Origin of the sequence: Marmoricola sp. RAF53, from assembly GCF_052114005.1 — a bacterium.
Lineage (GTDB): Bacteria > Actinomycetota > Actinomycetes > Propionibacteriales > Nocardioidaceae > Marmoricola.
The window spans coordinates 37,982-54,946 of sequence record NZ_JBFRDX010000006.1; the positions used below are offsets into that span (position 1 = coordinate 37,982).

At 70.9% G+C, this 16,965-nt stretch carries 15 protein-coding genes and 1 tRNA gene; 3 read left to right on the forward strand and 13 right to left on the reverse strand.

Annotation, left to right across the window (positions count from 1 at the left end; all coding sequences use genetic code 11):
* Nucleotides 1-18: 18 nt before the first annotated feature.
* Together AB4Y76_RS07045 and AB4Y76_RS07050 are read right to left on the reverse strand one after the other, a co-directional pair.
* A complete protein-coding gene (locus AB4Y76_RS07045; protein ID WP_441923558.1) occupies nucleotides 19-1,167 on the reverse strand; it encodes a branched-chain amino acid ABC transporter substrate-binding protein in 1,149 nt (382 codons plus the stop codon).
* A gap of 238 nt (nucleotides 1,168-1,405) precedes the next feature.
* A complete protein-coding gene (locus tag AB4Y76_RS07050; protein WP_441923560.1) occupies nucleotides 1,406-2,005 on the reverse strand; it encodes an ANTAR domain-containing response regulator in 600 nt (199 codons plus the stop codon).
* A gap of 57 nt (nucleotides 2,006-2,062) precedes the next feature.
* On the opposite strand from AB4Y76_RS07050, the gene AB4Y76_RS07055 reads away from it, so the two are divergent.
* From AB4Y76_RS07055 to AB4Y76_RS07065, 3 genes are all read left to right on the forward strand, one after another.
* A tRNA-Leu gene (locus AB4Y76_RS07055) sits at nucleotides 2,063-2,136 on the forward strand.
* 36 nt (nucleotides 2,137-2,172) lie between these two features.
* On the forward strand, nucleotides 2,173-2,913 hold the full coding sequence (locus AB4Y76_RS07060; RefSeq protein ID WP_441923562.1) for a helix-turn-helix domain-containing protein: 741 nt from the start codon (nucleotides 2,173-2,175) through the stop codon (nucleotides 2,911-2,913).
* A gap of 19 nt (nucleotides 2,914-2,932) precedes the next feature.
* Nucleotides 2,933-3,490: an AAA family ATPase gene (locus tag AB4Y76_RS07065; protein WP_441923564.1), complete on the forward strand. Its 558-nt coding sequence runs from the start codon at nucleotides 2,933-2,935 to the stop codon at nucleotides 3,488-3,490.
* A 1-nt stretch (nucleotide 3,491) separates the two neighbouring features.
* Here AB4Y76_RS07065 and pyk read toward each other — a convergent pair whose 3' ends face one another.
* From pyk to hisI, 11 genes are all read right to left on the reverse strand, one after another.
* Nucleotides 3,492-4,937, reverse strand: coding sequence for a pyruvate kinase (gene pyk / locus AB4Y76_RS07070; RefSeq protein ID WP_441923566.1), 1,446 nt, complete (start codon nucleotides 4,935-4,937; stop codon nucleotides 3,492-3,494).
* 26 nt (nucleotides 4,938-4,963) lie between these two features.
* Nucleotides 4,964-6,430 (reverse strand): glutamate synthase subunit beta, encoded by a 1,467-nt coding sequence (locus AB4Y76_RS07075; protein WP_441923567.1) that lies wholly within the window; start codon nucleotides 6,428-6,430, stop codon nucleotides 4,964-4,966.
* Entirely contained in the window at nucleotides 6,423-11,012 is a 4,590-nt protein-coding gene (gene gltB / locus AB4Y76_RS07080; RefSeq protein WP_441923569.1) for a glutamate synthase large subunit, read from the reverse strand. The genes AB4Y76_RS07075 and gltB overlap by 8 nt, the downstream gene beginning before the upstream one ends.
* Before the next feature lie 145 nt (nucleotides 11,013-11,157).
* On the reverse strand, nucleotides 11,158-12,120 hold the full coding sequence (gene lgt, locus AB4Y76_RS07085) for a prolipoprotein diacylglyceryl transferase (RefSeq protein ID WP_441923571.1): 963 nt from the start codon (nucleotides 12,118-12,120) through the stop codon (nucleotides 11,158-11,160).
* Between the two features lie 18 nt (nucleotides 12,121-12,138).
* Nucleotides 12,139-12,771, reverse strand: coding sequence for an SCO family protein (locus AB4Y76_RS07090; protein ID WP_441923573.1), 633 nt, complete (start codon nucleotides 12,769-12,771; stop codon nucleotides 12,139-12,141).
* The gene (gene trpA / locus AB4Y76_RS07095) at nucleotides 12,764-13,597 is read right to left on the reverse strand and encodes a tryptophan synthase subunit alpha (protein ID WP_441923575.1); all 834 of its coding nucleotides are present in this window, start codon (nucleotides 13,595-13,597) and stop codon (nucleotides 12,764-12,766) included. The genes AB4Y76_RS07090 and trpA overlap by 8 nt, the downstream gene beginning before the upstream one ends.
* Nucleotides 13,594-14,820, reverse strand: a complete 1,227-nt coding sequence (gene trpB / locus AB4Y76_RS07100; protein WP_441923577.1) for a tryptophan synthase subunit beta — start codon at nucleotides 14,818-14,820, stop codon at nucleotides 13,594-13,596. Before trpB ends, trpA begins: the two co-directional genes overlap by 4 nt.
* Nucleotides 14,817-15,614, reverse strand: coding sequence for an indole-3-glycerol phosphate synthase TrpC (gene trpC / locus AB4Y76_RS07105; RefSeq protein WP_441923579.1), 798 nt, complete (start codon nucleotides 15,612-15,614; stop codon nucleotides 14,817-14,819). Before trpC ends, trpB begins: the two co-directional genes overlap by 4 nt.
* A 101-nt stretch (nucleotides 15,615-15,715) precedes the next feature.
* Nucleotides 15,716-15,910, reverse strand: a complete 195-nt coding sequence (locus AB4Y76_RS07110; RefSeq protein WP_441923581.1) for an HGxxPAAW family protein — start codon at nucleotides 15,908-15,910, stop codon at nucleotides 15,716-15,718.
* 38 nt (nucleotides 15,911-15,948) lie between these two features.
* Nucleotides 15,949-16,584, reverse strand: coding sequence for a Trp biosynthesis-associated membrane protein (locus tag AB4Y76_RS07115; protein ID WP_441923583.1), 636 nt, complete (start codon nucleotides 16,582-16,584; stop codon nucleotides 15,949-15,951).
* Nucleotides 16,581-16,949: a phosphoribosyl-AMP cyclohydrolase gene (hisI, locus tag AB4Y76_RS07120; protein WP_441923585.1), complete on the reverse strand. Its 369-nt coding sequence runs from the start codon at nucleotides 16,947-16,949 to the stop codon at nucleotides 16,581-16,583. Before hisI ends, AB4Y76_RS07115 begins: the two co-directional genes overlap by 4 nt.
* Nucleotides 16,950-16,965: the final 16 nt, after the last annotated feature.

Sequence of the window (16,965 nt, forward strand, 5' to 3'; positions counted from 1 at the left end):
AATCCGGATGAGCCGATGTCACTGCTGGATCGGCGTACCGGGGGTGATCTTCCCGTTCTCGACCTTGTACGCGTAGATCACGACGTCGGAGACCTCACCGGTGGAGTCGAACTTGATGTTCTTGGTGATGCCCTCGGCGTCGTAGCTGTTCACCCAGTCGAGCATCTTGGAGCGGGTGCTGTTCCCGTCCTTGATGCCCTGCAGGAAGATGTTCGCCGCGTCGAAGCCCTCGGCCGAGTAGGTGCCCGGGTCGGTGCCGTTGAGCGCCTTGTACTTCGAGGTGAAGTCGGCCGGCGACGGGGCGCACGGGCAGGTCAGGACCGCACCGTTGGCGGCGCTGGCACCCGCGGCGCTGATGAAGCCCGGGTCGAGCGAGCCGTCACCGGAGACGAACGTCCCGGTGTAGCCACCCTGCTTGAGCTGCTTGGCCAGCAGGCCCGCCTCGGCGTAGTAGCCGCCGTAGAAGAACACGTCGGTGCCCGAGGCCTTGGCCTTGGTGACCGTCGCCGAGAAGTCGGTCTGCTTCTGCTGCACGGTGTCCGTCGAGGTGACCAGGTTCTTCAGGTCGTCGCGGACGCCGTCCGCGAGGCCCTTGCCGTACTCGGAGGCGTCGTCGACGACCATGACCTTCTTGGCCTTCAGCGTGTTCTGGATGTACGACGCGACGGCGGGCGCCTGGGTGGCGTCGTTGCCGAGCACGCGGTGGAAGGTCTTCCAGCCGTGCGTGGTCAGGTCGGGGTTGGTGGCCGACGCGGAGACCGTCGGGAGACCCGCCTCGGAGAACGCCGGGCCGGTCGCGTCGCTCTCACCGGAGAACGTCGGGCCGACCACGCCGATGATGTCCTTGTCGCTGATGATCTTCGCGGCGAGCGGGGTGGCCTTCTCGGGGTCACCCTGGGAGTCGAACTCGTCCATGGTGACCTTGCAGTCGGAGTTGGCCTTGTTGTACTCGTCCAGCGCGACCTTGGCACCGTTGATGATGTTGATACCCAGGTTCGCGGCGTCGCCGGTCTTCGGGCCCAGGAACGCGAGCTTGGTGGTGCAGTCGCCGCTGGCGTTCGAGTTGTTGTCGCTGCTCCCACCCGAGGTGCCACAGGCACTCAGGGTCAGGGCTGCGACGCCAGCCAGCGCGGCGAACGCACGCAAGGACTTCTTGGAACGGATCATCTTTCCTCCGTTGACGGGGTGGATGCGATCGACCCTCGGCACGATCACGGGTTTTGCTGGACGCTAGCACCACAGAAACCCGTGCGGGAGAACGTGAAGGCGCGGATTGCCGCCGTTGCCAAGTTGTGACGAAGCGGGCGTTACTCCGCGCCTCCGCACGGGGAAGGAAGGCCCCCGACGCCAGCCGACACGCCGATGAACGCGCAGGTGGACCGGACCAGTGCGGCCCGGGACCGGGTCAGCGCGGCTCGACCCCGTGCTCGACGACGCCGTCGGCGACCTCGCGCATCGACAGCCGCAGGTCCATCGCCGTCTTCTGGATCCAGCGGAACGCGTCCGGCTCGCTCAGGCCGAGCTTCTCCTGGAGGACGCCCTTGGCACGGTCGACCACCTTGCGGGTCTCCAGCCGCTCGGACAGGTCGGCCACCTCGGCCTCGAGCAGCTGCAGCTCGGCGAACCGGCTGACCGCCATCTCGATCGCCGGCAGCAGGTCGTTCTTGCCGAACGGCTTCACGACGTACGCCATCGCGCCGGCGTCGCGGGCCCGCTCGACCAGGTCGCGCTGGCTGAACGCGGTCAGCATGACCACCGGGGCGATCCGCTGCGAGGCGATCCGCTCCGCGGCGGCGATCCCGTCGAGCCGCGGCATCTTCACGTCGAGGATGACCAGGTCCGGCCGGAGCTCCTCGGTCCGCGCGACGGCCTGCTCGCCGTCCTCGACCGCGGCGACCACCTCGTACCCCTCCTCGGCGAGCATCTCGGCGAGGTCGAGGCGGATCAGGGCCTCGTCCTCGGCGATGACGACGCGTCGGGGTGCGGGAGCGGCGGTCTCGGTCACGCGCACAGGCTACCGAGTACGGCGGGGCCGGCTGATTCCGGTAGCGTTTGCCTGCTTGCCCCGGTAGCCCAATCGGCAGAGGCCATGTGCTCAAACCACATCCAGTGTGGGTTCGAATCCCACCCGGGGCACACAGAAACGTCGGTCGTCGGCGCGATGCTCGGTGCATGTACGACACCTCGACTCGCGCTCAGGCGCTCGAGCTCGTGTACGCCGGGCACAGCAGGAACGCGGTGTCGCGCCGGCTCGGCGTCAGCAGGTCGACACTGCGGAGATGGCTGTCGGACCCGGAAGGAGCAGGCGGAGGCGCCCGTCCCTGCCCCGTGCCGCTCGAACCATCCGCCGCGTACTCCGCCCTCCTCGGCTACTACCTCGGAGACGGTCACATCGCGCGCTTCCCCCGTTACTACGCCCTCCGCATCGCCTGCGACGCCAGGTACGGGAGGATCATCGACGACGTCGGGCGGCTGCTGCACACCGTGCATCCGGACCGGCCCGTCTTCCGGGTGAGAGCCTCCGGCTGCGTCGTCGTCCAGTCGAATTGGAAGCACTGGCCGTGCCTCTTTCCTCAGCACGGCCCCGGACCCAAGCACCAACGGCAGCTGGTGCTGACCGATTGGCAGCGGCGAACCATCGCGGAGGAGCCCGGCGCCTTCCTTCGTGGCCTCTTCCACTCGGACGGATGCCTCGTCAAGAACTGGGCGACTCGCCCGGTCGGGGGGCGTATCAAGCGCTACGAGTACCCGAGGTGGCAGTTCGTCAACGAATCACGCGACATCATGCAGTGGTGCGGTGAAGCCCTGGACCGGGTCGGCGTGCGCTGGCGCCAGACAAAACCACGGGTCCTCTCCGTCTCACGGCGAGACGATGTCGCCCGGCTGACCGCACTGATCGGCGAGAAGGGCTGAGACCACGTACCGTGTCCCGGTGCTTCTCGGACCCGACGACCCGCTGCCGCAGGGCCTCCGCCCGCGCCGTGTCCTGGTCAACGGTTCCTCGGGTGGCGGCAAGACGACGCTGGCCGCGGCGCTGGCGGTCGACCTCGATCTGCCGCACACCGAGATCGACGCACTCTTCCACGGACCCGGCTGGGTGCCGCGCCCGGAGTTCCTCGACGACGTCGCCGAGCTGGCGGCGAGCCCCGCTTGGATCACCGAGTGGCAGTACTCCGCGGCGCAGCCGGTGCTGCTCCCCCGCTGCGACCTGATGGTCTGGCTGGACACGCCGCGGCCGGTGGCGATGTGGCGGGTCATCCGGCGCACGGTCCGCCGGCGGCTGCGCCGCGAGATCCTCTGGAACGGCAACATCGAGGGCCCGCTGCGCGAGGTGTTCACCGACCCCGAGCACATCATCCGCTGGGCGTGGTCGTCCCACCCGCGTGCGGCCCAACGGGTCGAAGCCGTGCTCTGCGACCGGCCAGAACTGCCCGTGGTGCGGCTGCGACCCGGCGACGTCGCGCGTTGGCGCGCTGGCCTCGGCAGCTGACTCAGCGGCTCCGGTACGCCGGCGCGACCTCGTTGATCGCGTCGCCCATCCGGTGGATGCGCAGCGCGTTCGTCGAACCGGGGATGCCCGGCGGACTGCCGGCGATGATGACCACGAGGTCGCCCTCGGATACCCGGCCCAGCGAGAGCAGCTGCTCGTCGACCTGGCGCACCATCTGGTCGGTGTGCTCGACGCCGACGGTCTTGAAGGTCTCCACTCCCCAGGTCATCGAGAGCTGCGAGCGCACCGCGGCCTCCGGGGTGAAGGCGAGCACCGGGATCGGGCCGCGGTAGCGAGCCAGACGCCGCGCGGAGTCGCCGGACTGGGTGAAGGCGACCAGGTACTTCGCGCCGACGCGCTCGGCGACCTCGGCGGCGGCCTTGGCGATGACACCGCCCCGGGTCTTCGGCTGCCAGTCGATCGCCGCCATGTGGTGCAGCTCGTGGTCCTCGGTGGAGGAGATGATCCGGGCCATCGTCCGGACGGTCTCGATCGGGTACTCCCCGACGCTGGTCTCCCCCGACAGCATCACCGCGTCCGCGCCGTCGAGGACGGCGTTCGCGACGTCGGAGGCCTCGGCCCGGGTCGGAGCCGGGTTCGAGATCATCGACTCCAGCATCTGGGTCGCGACGATCACCGCCTTGGCGTTGCGGCGGGCCTTCTCCACCACGCGCTTCTGCAGGAACGGCACGTCCTCCAGCGGGCACTCCACGCCGAGGTCGCCGCGCGCGACCATGAAGCCGTCGAAGGCCTTGACCACCTCGTCGAGGTTGTCGATCGCCTGCGGCTTCTCGATCTTCGCGATCACCGGGAGCATGACCCCCTCCTCGCGCATGATCCGCCGGACGTCCTCGGCGTCCTTGGCCGAGCGCACGAAGGAAAGTGCGATGAAGTCGACGGTGAGGTGCAGCGCCCAGCGCAGGTCCTCGATGTCCTTCTCCGACAGCGCGGGCACGCTCACCGGGACGCCGGGCAGGTTGATGCCCTTGTGGTCGCTGACCCGGCCGCCCACGACGACCACGGTGTGCACGTCGGTGCCCTCGACCTCGGTCACCCGGAGCCGGACCTTGCCGTCGTCGATGAGGATCTGGTCCCCGGGGTTCACGTCGCCCGGCAGGCCGTCGTACGTGGTCCCGGCGATCTCGTTGTCGCCGCTGATCTCGCGGGTCGTGATCGTGAACGACTGGCCGGTCTGCAGCCGGACGCCGCCCTCGCGGAACCAGCCCAGCCGGATCTTCGGGCCCTGCAGGTCGGCGAAGATGCCGACCCCGTGGCCGCTCTCGTCGGAGGCCTCGCGCACCATCCGGTACACCGCCTCGTGCTCGGCGTGGGTGCCGTGGCTCAGGTTGAGCCGTGCCACGTCCATGCCGGCGTCGACGAGAGCACGGATGCTCTCCTTGGTCGAGGTGGCCGGACCCAGGGTGCACACGATCTTTGCTCTCCGCACGTGCACAACCTACCGTCTGTTTTTGCTCAGGCGGTGACGGGGCGCTCGGTCGGCGGGATCGGCGCCGGCAGGGTGGTCGATCCCGTCAGGAACGTGTCCACGGCGGCGGCCGCGGCACGACCCTCGGCGATCGCCCAGACGATCAGCGACTGACCGCGGCCGGCGTCGCCGGCCACGAAGACGCCCTCGACCGAGGAGGCGTAGGACTTGTCCCGGACGACGTTGCCGCGCTCGTCGAGCTCGACGCCGAGCTGGCTGACCAGGCCCGGCTGCTCCGGACCGGTGAAGCCCATCGCGAGCAGCACCAGGTCGGCCGGGATCTCGCGCTCGGTGCCCTCGACGGGCTGGAACTTCGCGTCGACCTCGACCAGGCGCAGCGACCGGACGTTGCCCTGCTCGTCGCCGAGGAACTCCTGGGTGGAGACCGCGTACACCCGGTCGCCGCCCTCCTCGTGGGCCGAGGAGACCCGGAAGGTCATCGGGTACGTCGGCCACGGCTGGCCGGCCGGCCGGTCGAGACCGGGCTGCGGCATGATCTCCAGCTGGGTGATCGAGGCGGCGCCCTGACGGATCGAGGTGCCGAGGCAGTCGGCGCCGGTGTCACCGCCACCGATGATCACGACGTGCTTGCCGGTCGCCACGATCTGGTCCACCCCGTCAGGCAGGGTCTCGCCGAGCGCGACCCGGTTGGCCTGCGGCAGGAACTCCATCGCCTGGTGGATGCCGGCCAGCTCGCGGCCGGGCACCGGCAGGTCGCGGGCGACGGTCGAGCCGATCGCCAGCACGACGGCGTCGTACCGCTCGCGCAGCTGCTCGCCGGTGAGCTCCTCACCGACGTTCACCCCGGCGCGGAAGACGGTGCCCTCGCGACGCATCTGCTCCAGCCGGCGGTCGAGGACCTTCTTCTCCATCTTGAACTCGGGGATGCCGTAGCGCAGCAGGCCGCCGATCTTGTCGGCGCGCTCGTAGACCGCGACGGTGTGACCCGAGCGGGTGAGCTGCTGGGCGGCGGCGAGGCCGGCCGGGCCGGAGCCGATCACCGCGACGGTCCTGCCGGAGAGCCACTCCGGCGGCTGCGGCCGCACGTTGTGGGACTCGAAGGCCCGCTCGATGATCGAGACCTCGACGTTCTTGATGGTCACCGGGTCCTGGTTGATGCCCAGGACGCAGGCCGTCTCGCACGGCGCCGGGCACAGCCGCCCGGTGAACTCCGGGAAGTTGTTCGTGGCGTGCAGCCGCTCGATCGCGGCGTCCCAGTCGTCCCGGTACACCAGGTCGTTCCACTCGGGGATGATGTTGCCCAGCGGGCAGCCCTGGTGGCAGAACGGGATGCCGCAGTCCATGCAGCGGGCGGCCTGGGTCCGGATGATCGGCAGCAGCGCGCGTGCCGGGTTCTCCGGGTAGACCTCGTTCCAGTCCTGGACGCGCTCGTCCACCGGACGCCGGTCCGCGACCTCACGGCCGTGGTTCAGAAAGCCCTTCGGGTCAGCCATGGAGCGCCCCCATCATCCTCTGGGCCACCTCGGCCTCGTCCAGTCCGTCGGCCTCGGCCTTCGCCTTGGCCTCCATCACGATCCGGTAGTCGCGCGGCATGACCTCGGTGAACCGCGCCAGAGCGGCGTCCCAGTCGGCCAGCAGCTCCGCGGCGACGGTCGAGCCGGTCTCCTCGGCGTGCTGGGTGACCAGACCCTTGAGGAAGTCCGACTCGGCGGCGGGCACCGGACCGAGGTCCACGAGCTCGCCGTTGACGCGGCCGTCGTTCAGGTCCAGCACGTACGCCGTGCCGCCGCTCATGCCGGCCGCGAAGTTGCGCCCGGTCGGACCGAGCACGACTACGGTGCCGCCGGTCATGTACTCGCAGCCGTGGTCGCCCACGCCCTCGACGATCGCGGTCGCGCCGGAGTTGCGGACGCAGAAGCGCTCGCCGGCCTGACCGCGCAGGAAGATCTGGCCGCTGGTCGCGCCGTAGCCGATCGTGTTGCCGGCGATGATCTGCTGCGCGGCGTCGAAGGTCGCCGCCCGGTTCGGCCGGACCACGATCCGGCCGCCGGAGAGACCCTTGCCGACGTAGTCGTTGGCGTCGCCCTCGATCCGCAGGGTGATGCCCTTCGGGACGAACGCGCCGAACGAGTTGCCGGCCTCACCGGTGAAGGTGATGTCGATCGTGCCGTCCGGCAGGCCCGCGCCGCGGTACCGCTTGGTGACCTCGTGCCCGAGCATCGTGCCGACGGTCCGGTTGACGTTGCGGATCGCGACCTGCGCCCGGACCGGCTCGCCGTTCTCGAGCGCCGGGGCGGCGAGCTCGATGAGCTGGTTGTCGAGCGCCTTGTCCAGGCCGTGGTCCTGGCCGGTGGTGTTGCGCAGGGCAGCACCCTCGGGCAGGGCCGGCACGTGGAAGATCGGCGAGATGTCGAGTCCCGCTGCCTTCCAGTGGTGGACGGCCTTCTCCGCGTCGAGGACGTCGGCGTGGCCGATCGCCTCGTCGAGGGTGCGGAAGCCGAGCTCGGCGAGGATCTCGCGCACCTCCTCGGCGACGTACTCGAAGAAGTTGACGACGTACTCGGCCTTGCCGGAGTAGCGCTCGCGCAGCACCGGGTTCTGGGTAGCGACGCCGACCGGGCAGGTGTCCAGGTGGCAGACCCGCATCAGGATGCAGCCGGAGACCACCAGCGGTGCCGTCGCGAAGCCGTACTCCTCGGCGCCGAGCAGCGCCGCGATGACGACGTCGCGACCGGTCTTGAGCTGGCCGTCGGTCTGGACGACGATCCGGTCGCGCAGGCCGTTGAGCAGCAGCGTCTGCTGGGTCTCGGCGAGGCCGAGCTCCCAGGGGCCACCGGCGTGCTTGAGCGAGGTCAGCGGCGAGGCACCGGTGCCGCCGTCGTGGCCGGAGACCAGCACCACGTCGGCGTGCGCCTTCGAGACACCCGCGGCGACCGTGCCGACACCGACCTCGGCGACCAGCTTCACGTGCACCCGGGCGGCCGGGTTCGCGTTCTTCAGGTCGTGGATCAGCTGGGCCAGGTCCTCGATCGAGTAGATGTCGTGGTGCGGCGGCGGCGAGATCAGGCCGACGCCGGGCGTGCTGTGCCGGGTCTTGGCCACCCACGGGTAGACCTTGTTGCCGGGCAGCTGGCCACCCTCGCCGGGCTTCGCGCCCTGGGCCATCTTGATCTGGATGTCGTCGGAGTTGGTCAGGTACTCCGAGGTGACGCCGAAGCGACCGGAGGCGACCTGCTTGATCGACGAGCGCCGCTCCGGGTCGTAGAGCCGCTCGGCGTCCTCGCCGCCCTCACCGGTGTTCGACTTGCCGCCCAGGCGGTTCATCGCGATCGCGAGGGTCTCGTGGGCCTCCTGCGAGATCGACCCGTAGGACATCGCGCCGGTGGAGAACCGCTTCACGATCGCGGAGACCGGCTCGACCTCGTCGATGCTGATCGGCGTCCGGCCGGTCTCGCCGGCGTCCTTGAAGCGGAACAGACCGCGCAGGGTCATCAGCTTCTCGGACTGCTCGTCGACCGCCTGCGTGTACTGCTTGAACACGTCGTAGCGGCCCGAACGGGTGGCGTGCTGGAGCCGGAAGACCGTCTCCGGGTTGAACAGGTGCAGCTCGCCCTCGCGGCGCCACTGGTACTCGCCACCGACGGCGAGGTCGCGGTGCGCCGGCGCGATGCCGTCGACCGGGTAGGCCATCCGGTGGCGCTGCGCGACCTCCTCGGCGATCACGTCGAGGCCGACGCCGCCGAGCTTGGAGGTGGTGCCGGTGAAGTACCGGTCGACCAGCTCCTGGGAGAGGCCGAGGGCCTCGAAGATCTGCGCACCCGTGTACGACGCGACGGTGGAGACGCCCATCTTGGACATCACCTTCACCACGCCCTTGCCGAGCGACTTCACCAGGTTCTTGACCGCGACCTCGGGCTCGGTCTTCACGTAGAAGCCGTCCCGGGCCAGGTCCTCGACCGTCTCCATCGCGAGGTACGGGTTGACCGCGGCCGCGCCGAACCCGATCAGCGTCGCGACGTGGTGCACCTCGCGGACGTCACCGGCCTCGACGATCAGGCCGACCTGGGTGCGGGTCTTCTCCCGGACGAGGTGGTGGTGGACCGCGGCGGTGAGCAGCAGCGACGGGATCGGCGCGTGGATCGCGTCCGAGTGCCGGTCGGACAGCACGATGATCCGGGCGCCGCCGGCGATCGCCGCCGAGACCTCGGCGCAGATCGCGTCGAGCCGGGCCGCCAGGGCCGCTCCGCCGCCGGCGACCTCGTAGAGGCCGCGGGAGACGTGCGTGACGAAGCCGGGGTGGTCGCCGTCGCGGTTGATGTGCCGGATCTTCACCAGCTCGTCGTTGGTGATCACCGGGAACGTCAGCACGACCTGGCGGCACGAGGCCGGGGTCGGGTCGAGCAGGTTGGCCTCGGGGCCGATGGTCCCGTTGAGGCTGGTGACCAGCTCCTCGCGGATCGCGTCCAGCGGCGGGTTGGTGACCTGCGCGAACAGCTGCGCGAAGTAGTCGAACAGCAGCCGAGGACGGTCGGAGAGCACGGCCACCGGGGTGTCGGTGCCCATCGAGCCGAGCGGCTCCGCGGCGGTGTTCGCCATCGGCGTCAGGATGACGCGCAGCTCCTCCTCGGTGTAGCCGAAGATCTGCTGACGACGGGTCACCGAGGCGTGGCTGTGCACCACGTGCTCGCGGTCGGCGATGTCGCCGAGCTTGATCAGACCGGCGTGCAGCCACTCCCCGTAGGGGTGCTCGGCGGCCAGCTCGGACTTGATCTCCTCGTCCTCGATGATCCGGTGCTCCTCGGTGTCGATGAGGAACATCCGGCCCGGCTGCAGGCGGCCCTTGCGGACGACGCTCGCCGGGTCGAGGTCGAGCACGCCCACCTCGGAGGCCAGCACGACGAGACCGTCGTCGGTGACCCAGTAGCGGCTCGGCCGCAGGCCGTTGCGGTCGAGGACCGCGCCGACCTGGGTGCCGTCGGTGAAGACGACGCACGCGGGGCCGTCCCACGGCTCCATCAGCGCGGAGTGGAACTCGTAGAACGCCTTGCGGTCGGCGTCCATCTCGGCGTGGTTCTCCCACGCCTCCGGGATCATCATCAGCACCGCGTGCGGCAGCGACCGGCCGCCCATGTGCAGCAGCTCGAGGACCTCGTCGAACGAGGCCGAGTCGCTGGCGCCCGGGGTGCAGATCGGGAACAGCCGCTCCAGGTCTCCGGGGATGATGTCGCTGTCCAGCAGCGCCTCGCGGGCGCGCATCCAGTTGCGGTTGCCCATCACGGTGTTGATCTCGCCGTTGTGGGCGATGAACCGGAACGGGTGGCTCAGCGGCCAGCTCGGGAAGGTGTTCGTGGAGAACCGCGAGTGCACCACGCCGATCGCGGACTCGACCCGCGGGTCGACCAGGTCCGGGAAGACGTGGTCGAGCTGGTCGGTGGTGAGCATGYCCTTGTAGGCGATCGTCCGGCTCGACAGCGACGGGAAGTACACGTCGGTCTCGCGCTCGGCGCGCTTGCGCAGGCAGAACGCCAGCCGCTCCAGGCCCATGCCGAGGACCCGGCTGCCGCTGGAGGCGATGAAGATCTGGGCGAACGTCGGCATCGCGGAGAGCGCGGTGGCGCCCAGCGAGGACGGGTCGGTCGGGACGTCGCGCCAGCCGAGGACGGTCAGGCCCTCCTCCGCGGCGATCTCCTCGATCCGGGCGCGGGTCTTCGCGACGTGCTCGGCGTCACCGGGCAGGAACGCGGTGCCCACGGCGTAGGAGTGCGCCGGCGGGAGCTCGAAGCCCAGCTCGGCGGTGACCTCGCGGAAGAACCGGTCCGGGACCTGGAGCAGGATGCCAGCGCCGTCACCCGAGTTGGGCTCGGCACCCGCGGCACCACGGTGCTCGAGGTTGCGCAGGGCGGTCAGCGCCTTCGTCACGATGTCGTGGCTCGGAACGCCGGTCAGGGTCGCGACGAAGGCGACACCGCAGGCGTCGTGCTCGTGCTGTGCGTCGTACAGGCCCTGCGGCTCGGGTCGTCCGAAAGGTCCGGTGAAGGACCTTGCCCCGGATGAGGGCGGCGGGAATGCGTGCATCTGCATTCTCCCGTCGTCGTCGTGCGCACGCGGGACGGTTCCCCTGAATCAGGGCCCGGCTCGGTGCGGCGGTGGAAGCATGCCAACACAGGACTTCACTGGCCCATGCGGAGGGATCAGACTACAGGAGCCGCGCCCCGGGCGCTCACTCAGTTTCGTGTGACGGATGTGGTGTAGGCGACTCACCTGCCGGCTCGCCGGCGTCCGCCCCGGTCTCCGCCCGGCTTCCCACCTGTTCCGCGACCTCCGGGGCGCGTCCGTCCACGAAGACCGAGTCCTCGCGGGTGTGCGGCGCCGGGTGCCGGCGGCCGGCCACCACGAAGTAGACGAGCGCGCCGGTCCCCAGCACGATCGAGGTCCAGACGTTCAGCCGCAGGCCGAGGACGTCGTTGTACTCGACGTTGTCGATCCGCAGGTACTCGATCCAGCCGCGCCCGAGGCAGTACGCCATCACGTAGAGCGCGAAGCAGCGGCCGAAGCCCAGGCGCAGCTTCCGGTCCAGGTAGAGCACGACGCCCATGGCGCCCAGGTTCCACAGGCACTCGTAGAGGAACGTCGGGTGGAAGGTGGCGTGGTCCTCGTACCCGGCCGGCCGGTGCTGGGCGTCGATCTCGAGCCCCCACGGCAGCGTCGTCGGGCGGCCGAAGAGCTCCTGGTTGAAGTAGTTGCCCCAGCGGCCGATCGCCTGGGCGAGCAGCAGCCCGGGCGCGAGGGCGTCCATCAGCGGCAGCATCTTGATCCCGTAGTGCCGGCAGGCGAACAGCGCGCCGACCGCACCGCCGGCGATCGCGCCCCAGATGCCGAGGCCGCCGTGCCAGATCTCCAGCGCGCCGATCGCGCGCTTGCCCTCGCCGAAGTAGAGGTCGTGGTCGGTGATCACGTGGTAGAGCCGGGCGCCGATCAGGCCCGCGGGGACCGCCCACAGGGCGACGTCGCCGACCTGGCCGGACCTACCGCCGCGCTCGACCCAGCGCTTCTCCCCCAGCCAGACCGCGGCGACGACGCCGAGGATGATGCAGAGCGCGTAGGCCCGGATCGGGAAACCCGCCACGTGCCAGACCCCCTGGCCCGGACTCGGCAGGAACGCGGGGATCAGAGCAGCGGTCACGGGTGGGTCTCTCCTCGGTCAGGACTTGAGCAGCTTGATCATGTCAGCGGACATCTCCGCCGGGGACGTCGTGGAGTCCCAGATCACCTCGGCGCCGTCGCCGAGGACGCCGTAGGTGTACGTCGAGTGGTCGACCTCGTAGCCGCCGCTGGGCAGCTTGCGGCCGTCCTCGATGGAGACCTTGAACGAGTCGCCCAGCGCACTGATGTCGGCCATCGAGCCGGTCAACCCGACCAGGCCGTCGCCGAACCGGGCCAGGTAGGAACCGAGCACCTTCTCGGTGTCCCGGGCGGGGTCGGTGGTGACGAAGACGATCTCGACCTTCTCCTGGTCGGCGTCGTCGAGCTTGGTCACGGCCTGGGCGACCGTGCTCATCACGACCTGGCAGATGTCCGGGCACTTGGTGTAGCCGAAGAAGACGATCTTGAGCGGAGCCTTCGCCGTCGCGATCGAGTACGGCTCACCGTCGGTGCCCGTCAGCGGCACGTCGGCGACCTTGAAGGGGCTCTCGTCCAGGTAGGTCCCGTGGTAGCCGCCGTTGTCACCGGCCACGCTGATGGCCGGGCCCGCAGGCTCGTCGGCACCGCAAGCGGCGGTGCCGAGCACGGCGACCGCCAGCGCCACCGCAGCCAGCCGCCGACGGTCAGCCACGCCGGACCCCGTCGGCCAGGTCCTCGGTCAGGGCAGCCAGCGCGGTCAGGCCGGCGGCGGTGTCGCCGGGGTGGTCGAGCAGCGTCCGGACGAACGCGGAACCGACGATCACGCCGTCGGCGTACGTAGCGACCTCTGCGGCCTGCGCTCCGTTCGAGACGCCCAGGCCGACGCCGACGGGCAGCGTGGTGGCGGCCTTCGTGCGGGCGACCAGCGGCCCGGCGAGGTCGCTGGTGCTCGCCCGGGCGCCGGTGACGCCCATGACCGCGGTCGCGTAGACGAAGCCGCGGCAGGCGGCCGTCGTCATCGCGATCCGCTCGTCGGTGGAGGACGGCGCCACCAGGAAGACCTTGTCGAGGTCGTGCGCGTCGGCCGCCGCGATCCAGGCCGCGCCCGAGTCCGGGGTCAGGTCGGGGGTGATCAGGCCCGCTCCCCCGGCACTGGCCAGATCGGCGGCGAACCGCTCCACGCCGCTGTGCCGATGGCTCCGACCGCTGGCGCGGCCGTAGCGTTCGACCGGGTTCCAGTACGTCATCACCAGCGTCGGGGTGCCGGTCGCGGCCACCGCCTCGACGACGCGGAGCACGTCCGCGGTGCGGGTGCCGGCCTCGAGGGCCTGCTGGGCGGCGGCCTGGATGGTCGGGCCGTCCATCACCGGGTCGCTGTAGGGCAGGCCGATCTCGATCACGTCGCAGCCGGCCTCGACCATCACCTTCAGCGCGGCGATGGAGCCGTCCACGTCGGGGAATCCCGCCGGCAGGTAGCCGACCAGGGCCGCACGGTCCTCGGCACGCGCCTTCGCGAACGCCACCTGGGTGCTGGTCACGACTCCGCCTTCCCGAGGCCGAACCACTCGATGGCCGTGCCCATGTCCTTGTCGCCGCGGCCGGACAGGTTGATCAGGATGGTCGCGCCCGGGTTCTCCGCGGCCAGCCGGAGCGACCCAGCCACCGCGTGCGCCGACTCGATCGCGCAGATGATGCCCTCGGTGCGGGCCAGCAGCGCCATCGCGTCCATCGCCTCGGCGTCGGTCACCGACTGGTAGTCGGCCCGGCCGATGTGCGCCAGGTGGGCGTGCTGCGGGCCGACGCCCGGGTAGTCGAGGCCGGCGGAGATCGAGTGCGACTCGATCGTCTGGCCGTCCTCGTCCTGGAGGATGTAGGTCCGGGCGCCGTGCAGGACCCCGGCCTCGCCGGCGTGGATGGTCGCGGCGTGCCGCGCGGTGTCGACGCCCTCGCCGCCGGCCTCGAACCCGACGATCCGCACGTCGGCGTCGTCGAGGAACGCGGTGAACATGCCGATCGCGTTGGAGCCGCCGCCCACGCACGCGGTGACGATGCCGGGCAGCGTGCCGGTGAGCTCCAGGCACTGCGCCCGGGCCTCGTCCCCGATGCCGCGGCAGAAGTCCCGGACCATCGCCGGGAAGGGGTGCGGCCCGGCGGCGGTGCCGAAGCAGTACGCCGTGTGGTCGACCGTCGCGACCCAGTCGCGGATCGCCTCGTTGATCGCGTCCTTCAGGGTCATGCTGCCGGAGTCGACCGCGACCACCTCGGCACCAAGCAGGTTCATCCGGGCCACGTTGAGCGCCTGGCGCTCGGTGTCGACCTTGCCCATGTAGACGACGCAGTCCAGCCCCAGGTACGCCGCCGCGGTGGCCGTCGCGACGCCGTGCTGGCCGGCCCCGGTCTCGGCGATCAGCCGGGTCTTGCCCATCCGCTTGGCCAGCAGCGCCTGGCCGAGCACGTTGCGGATCTTGTGCGCCCCGGTGTGGTTCAGGTCCTCGCGCTTGAGCAGGATCCGGGCACCGGCCTTCGCGGAGAGGTGCTTCGCCTCGTAGAGGCTGCTCGGCACACCGGCGTACTCGTGGAGCATCCGCTGGAACTCGCCGGTGAAGGCCGGGTCGGCCATCGCCCCGGTCCAGACGTCGGTGAGCCGGTCGAGCTCGGCGATCAGCGCCTCGGGCATGTAGCGCCCGCCCCACAGGGCGTCGTCCGGCGCGCCGAAGTAGCCGCGCTCGTCGGGTCCAGCGGACGGGAGCTGATCGGTCATCGTGCACCTCCGGAGGCGGGGACCGCGCGCATCGCGGCGACGGCGGACGTCGGGTCGCCGTCCTTGACGAGGGCCTCGCCGACCAGGACGACGTCGGCGCCCTCGGCGGCGTAGCGGGCGGCGTCGGCGGGACCGGTGATCCCGGACTCGGCCACCTTCACGACGTCGTCGGGCAGCAGCCGGACCAGCCGGCCGAACGCGTCCGGGTCGACCTCGAGGGTCTTGAGGTTGCGGGCGTTGACGCCGATCAGCTCGGCCCCGATCGCCAGCGCGCGGGCGATCTCGTCCTCCTCGTGCACCTCCACGAGGACGGTCATGCCGAGCTCGCGGGCGCGGTCGTGCAGCCGGGCCAGGGTGGCGTCGTCGAGCGCGGCCACGATGAGGAGGACCAGGTCGGCACCCGCGGCGCGGGCCTCCAGGAGCTGGTACTCGGTGACGATGAAGTCCTTGCGGAGCAGCGGGGTCGCGACCGCGGCGCGCACGGCCCGCAGGTCGTCGAGGCTGCCGCCGAAGCGGCGCTGCTCGGTGAGCACGGAGATCGCGTCCGCCCCACCCGCCGTGTAGGCGGCGGCCAGTGCGGCCGGGTCGGGGATGTCGGCCAGGTCGCCCTTGCTCGGCGAACGGCGCTTGACCTCCGAGATCACCGACAGGCCGGGGGCGCGGAACGCGGTCATCACCTCGCGCGCCGGCGGGGCGGCGGCCGCGAGGGCGGCGAGCCCGGTCTCGTCGAGCGCGGCCTGCCGGACCGCCAGGTCCTCGCGCACGCCCGCAACGATCTCGTCGAGCACAGACATGGGAAGCCTCACTGGTCGGACACGTGCAGAGGGAGAGCGGCCTCGTCGTCGCTCTGGAGCCACCCTCAGGCTCTCACGCGGAGCCAAGGGGTTTGCCGGGGTCAGTGACCCGCGGTGCCGTAGCCCATCTTGCCCATGACGAAGCCCACGAGCAGGGCGATCGGGGCGAGCGCGACGCCGACCCAGAACACGGGCATGGACTCGACCATCAGGCCGATCCCGCCGACCACGAAGCTCGCCAGCCCGATGCTCACGGCGGTCCAGGCGGCCGGGGTGTTCCCGTGGTTGTCCGACATGCGTTCGACTCCTTGCTCAGGTGCGGGGCAGCAGCATTCTAGGGGGCTCGGTGGTCCGGACGTTCCGTCGGGTCGTGCCCGGCGTCCATCGCCTTCCAGAGGTCGGTCTCGGTCGCCGGCTCGTGCTCGGTGTCGGCAGGGCTGTCGGCAGGGGTGTCGGCGGGGTGCGCGGCGGGGTGTGCGGTGGGGGCGTCGTACCGGCTGCCCATCTCGGGCCAGTGGCGCGCGAACCGGACCGCACCGGTCGCGGCCACGACCGCGAGCACCGCCGCGACGAGCGCGACCCAGTACCACCCGGTCATGGTGGTCCCGAGGTCTCCGGCGGCCGCCCCGCGCGCGGCACGGTAATTCTCGGCCACCGTGTCCGGGAGCCGCAGGTACGCGACCACGGTCACCGCGACGAGCACCGCGGCCACCACCAGCGTGACCACGGCCATCAGCCGGCGCGCTCCGCCGCGGGTGACCAGCAGGACACCCCAGGCGGCGAGCAGGACGAAGGCGAGCGCGCCGGCCAGCGGCATGTCGGCGCTCACCGTCTGCGACGCGAGCAGCCCCAGGCTGGCCGGTGACTTCGACGTCGTGGCCCAGTCCTTCGTCCCCGCGACGGCGGCGCCGCCGGCGGAGGCGAGTCCGAGCAGGACGACCGGCGCGAAGGTCCGGCGCGGGTCGGTCACGCCCAGCCCTCGGGACCCAGGAGGTCGGCGTCGAAGCAGGTCCGGTCGCCGGTGTGGCAGGCCGCGCCCTCCTGGTCGACCTTGACCAGCAGGGTGTCGCCGTCGCAGTCGAGGCGGACCTCGACCACGTGCTGGCGGTTCCCGGAGGTCTCGCCCTTGACCCAGTACTCCTGGCGCGAGCGGCTCCAGAACGTGCCCCGGCCGGTGGTGAGCGTCCGGTGCAGCGCCTCGTCGTCCATCCACCCGAGCATCAGCACCTCCCCGGTGTCGTGCTGCTGCACGATCGCCGGGACGAGCCCCTCCGCGGTCCGCTTGAGGCGGGCGGCCAGGGCAGGGTCGAGCGGGCTCTCCGGCAAGGCGTTCACACCGGCCAGTATCCCC

Bases quoted from the DNA above. Each gene is read 5' to 3' on its own strand.
- AB4Y76_RS07045 (WP_441923558.1), bottom strand. From the start codon at position 1,167: ATGATCCGTTCCAAGAAGTCCTTGCGTGCGTTCGCCGCGCTGGCTGGC.
- AB4Y76_RS07060 (WP_441923562.1), top strand. From the start codon at position 2,173: ATGTACGACACCTCGACTCGCGCTCAGGCGCTCGAGCTCGTGTACGCC.
- AB4Y76_RS07075 (WP_441923567.1), bottom strand. From the start codon at position 6,430: ATGGCTGACCCGAAGGGCTTTCTGAACCACGGCCGTGAGGTCGCGGAC.
- trpB (WP_441923577.1), bottom strand. From the start codon at position 14,820: ATGACCGATCAGCTCCCGTCCGCTGGACCCGACGAGCGCGGCTACTTC.
- trpC (WP_441923579.1), bottom strand. From the start codon at position 15,614: ATGTCTGTGCTCGACGAGATCGTTGCGGGCGTGCGCGAGGACCTGGCG.
- AB4Y76_RS07110 (WP_441923581.1), bottom strand. From the start codon at position 15,910: ATGTCGGACAACCACGGGAACACCCCGGCCGCCTGGACCGCCGTGAGC.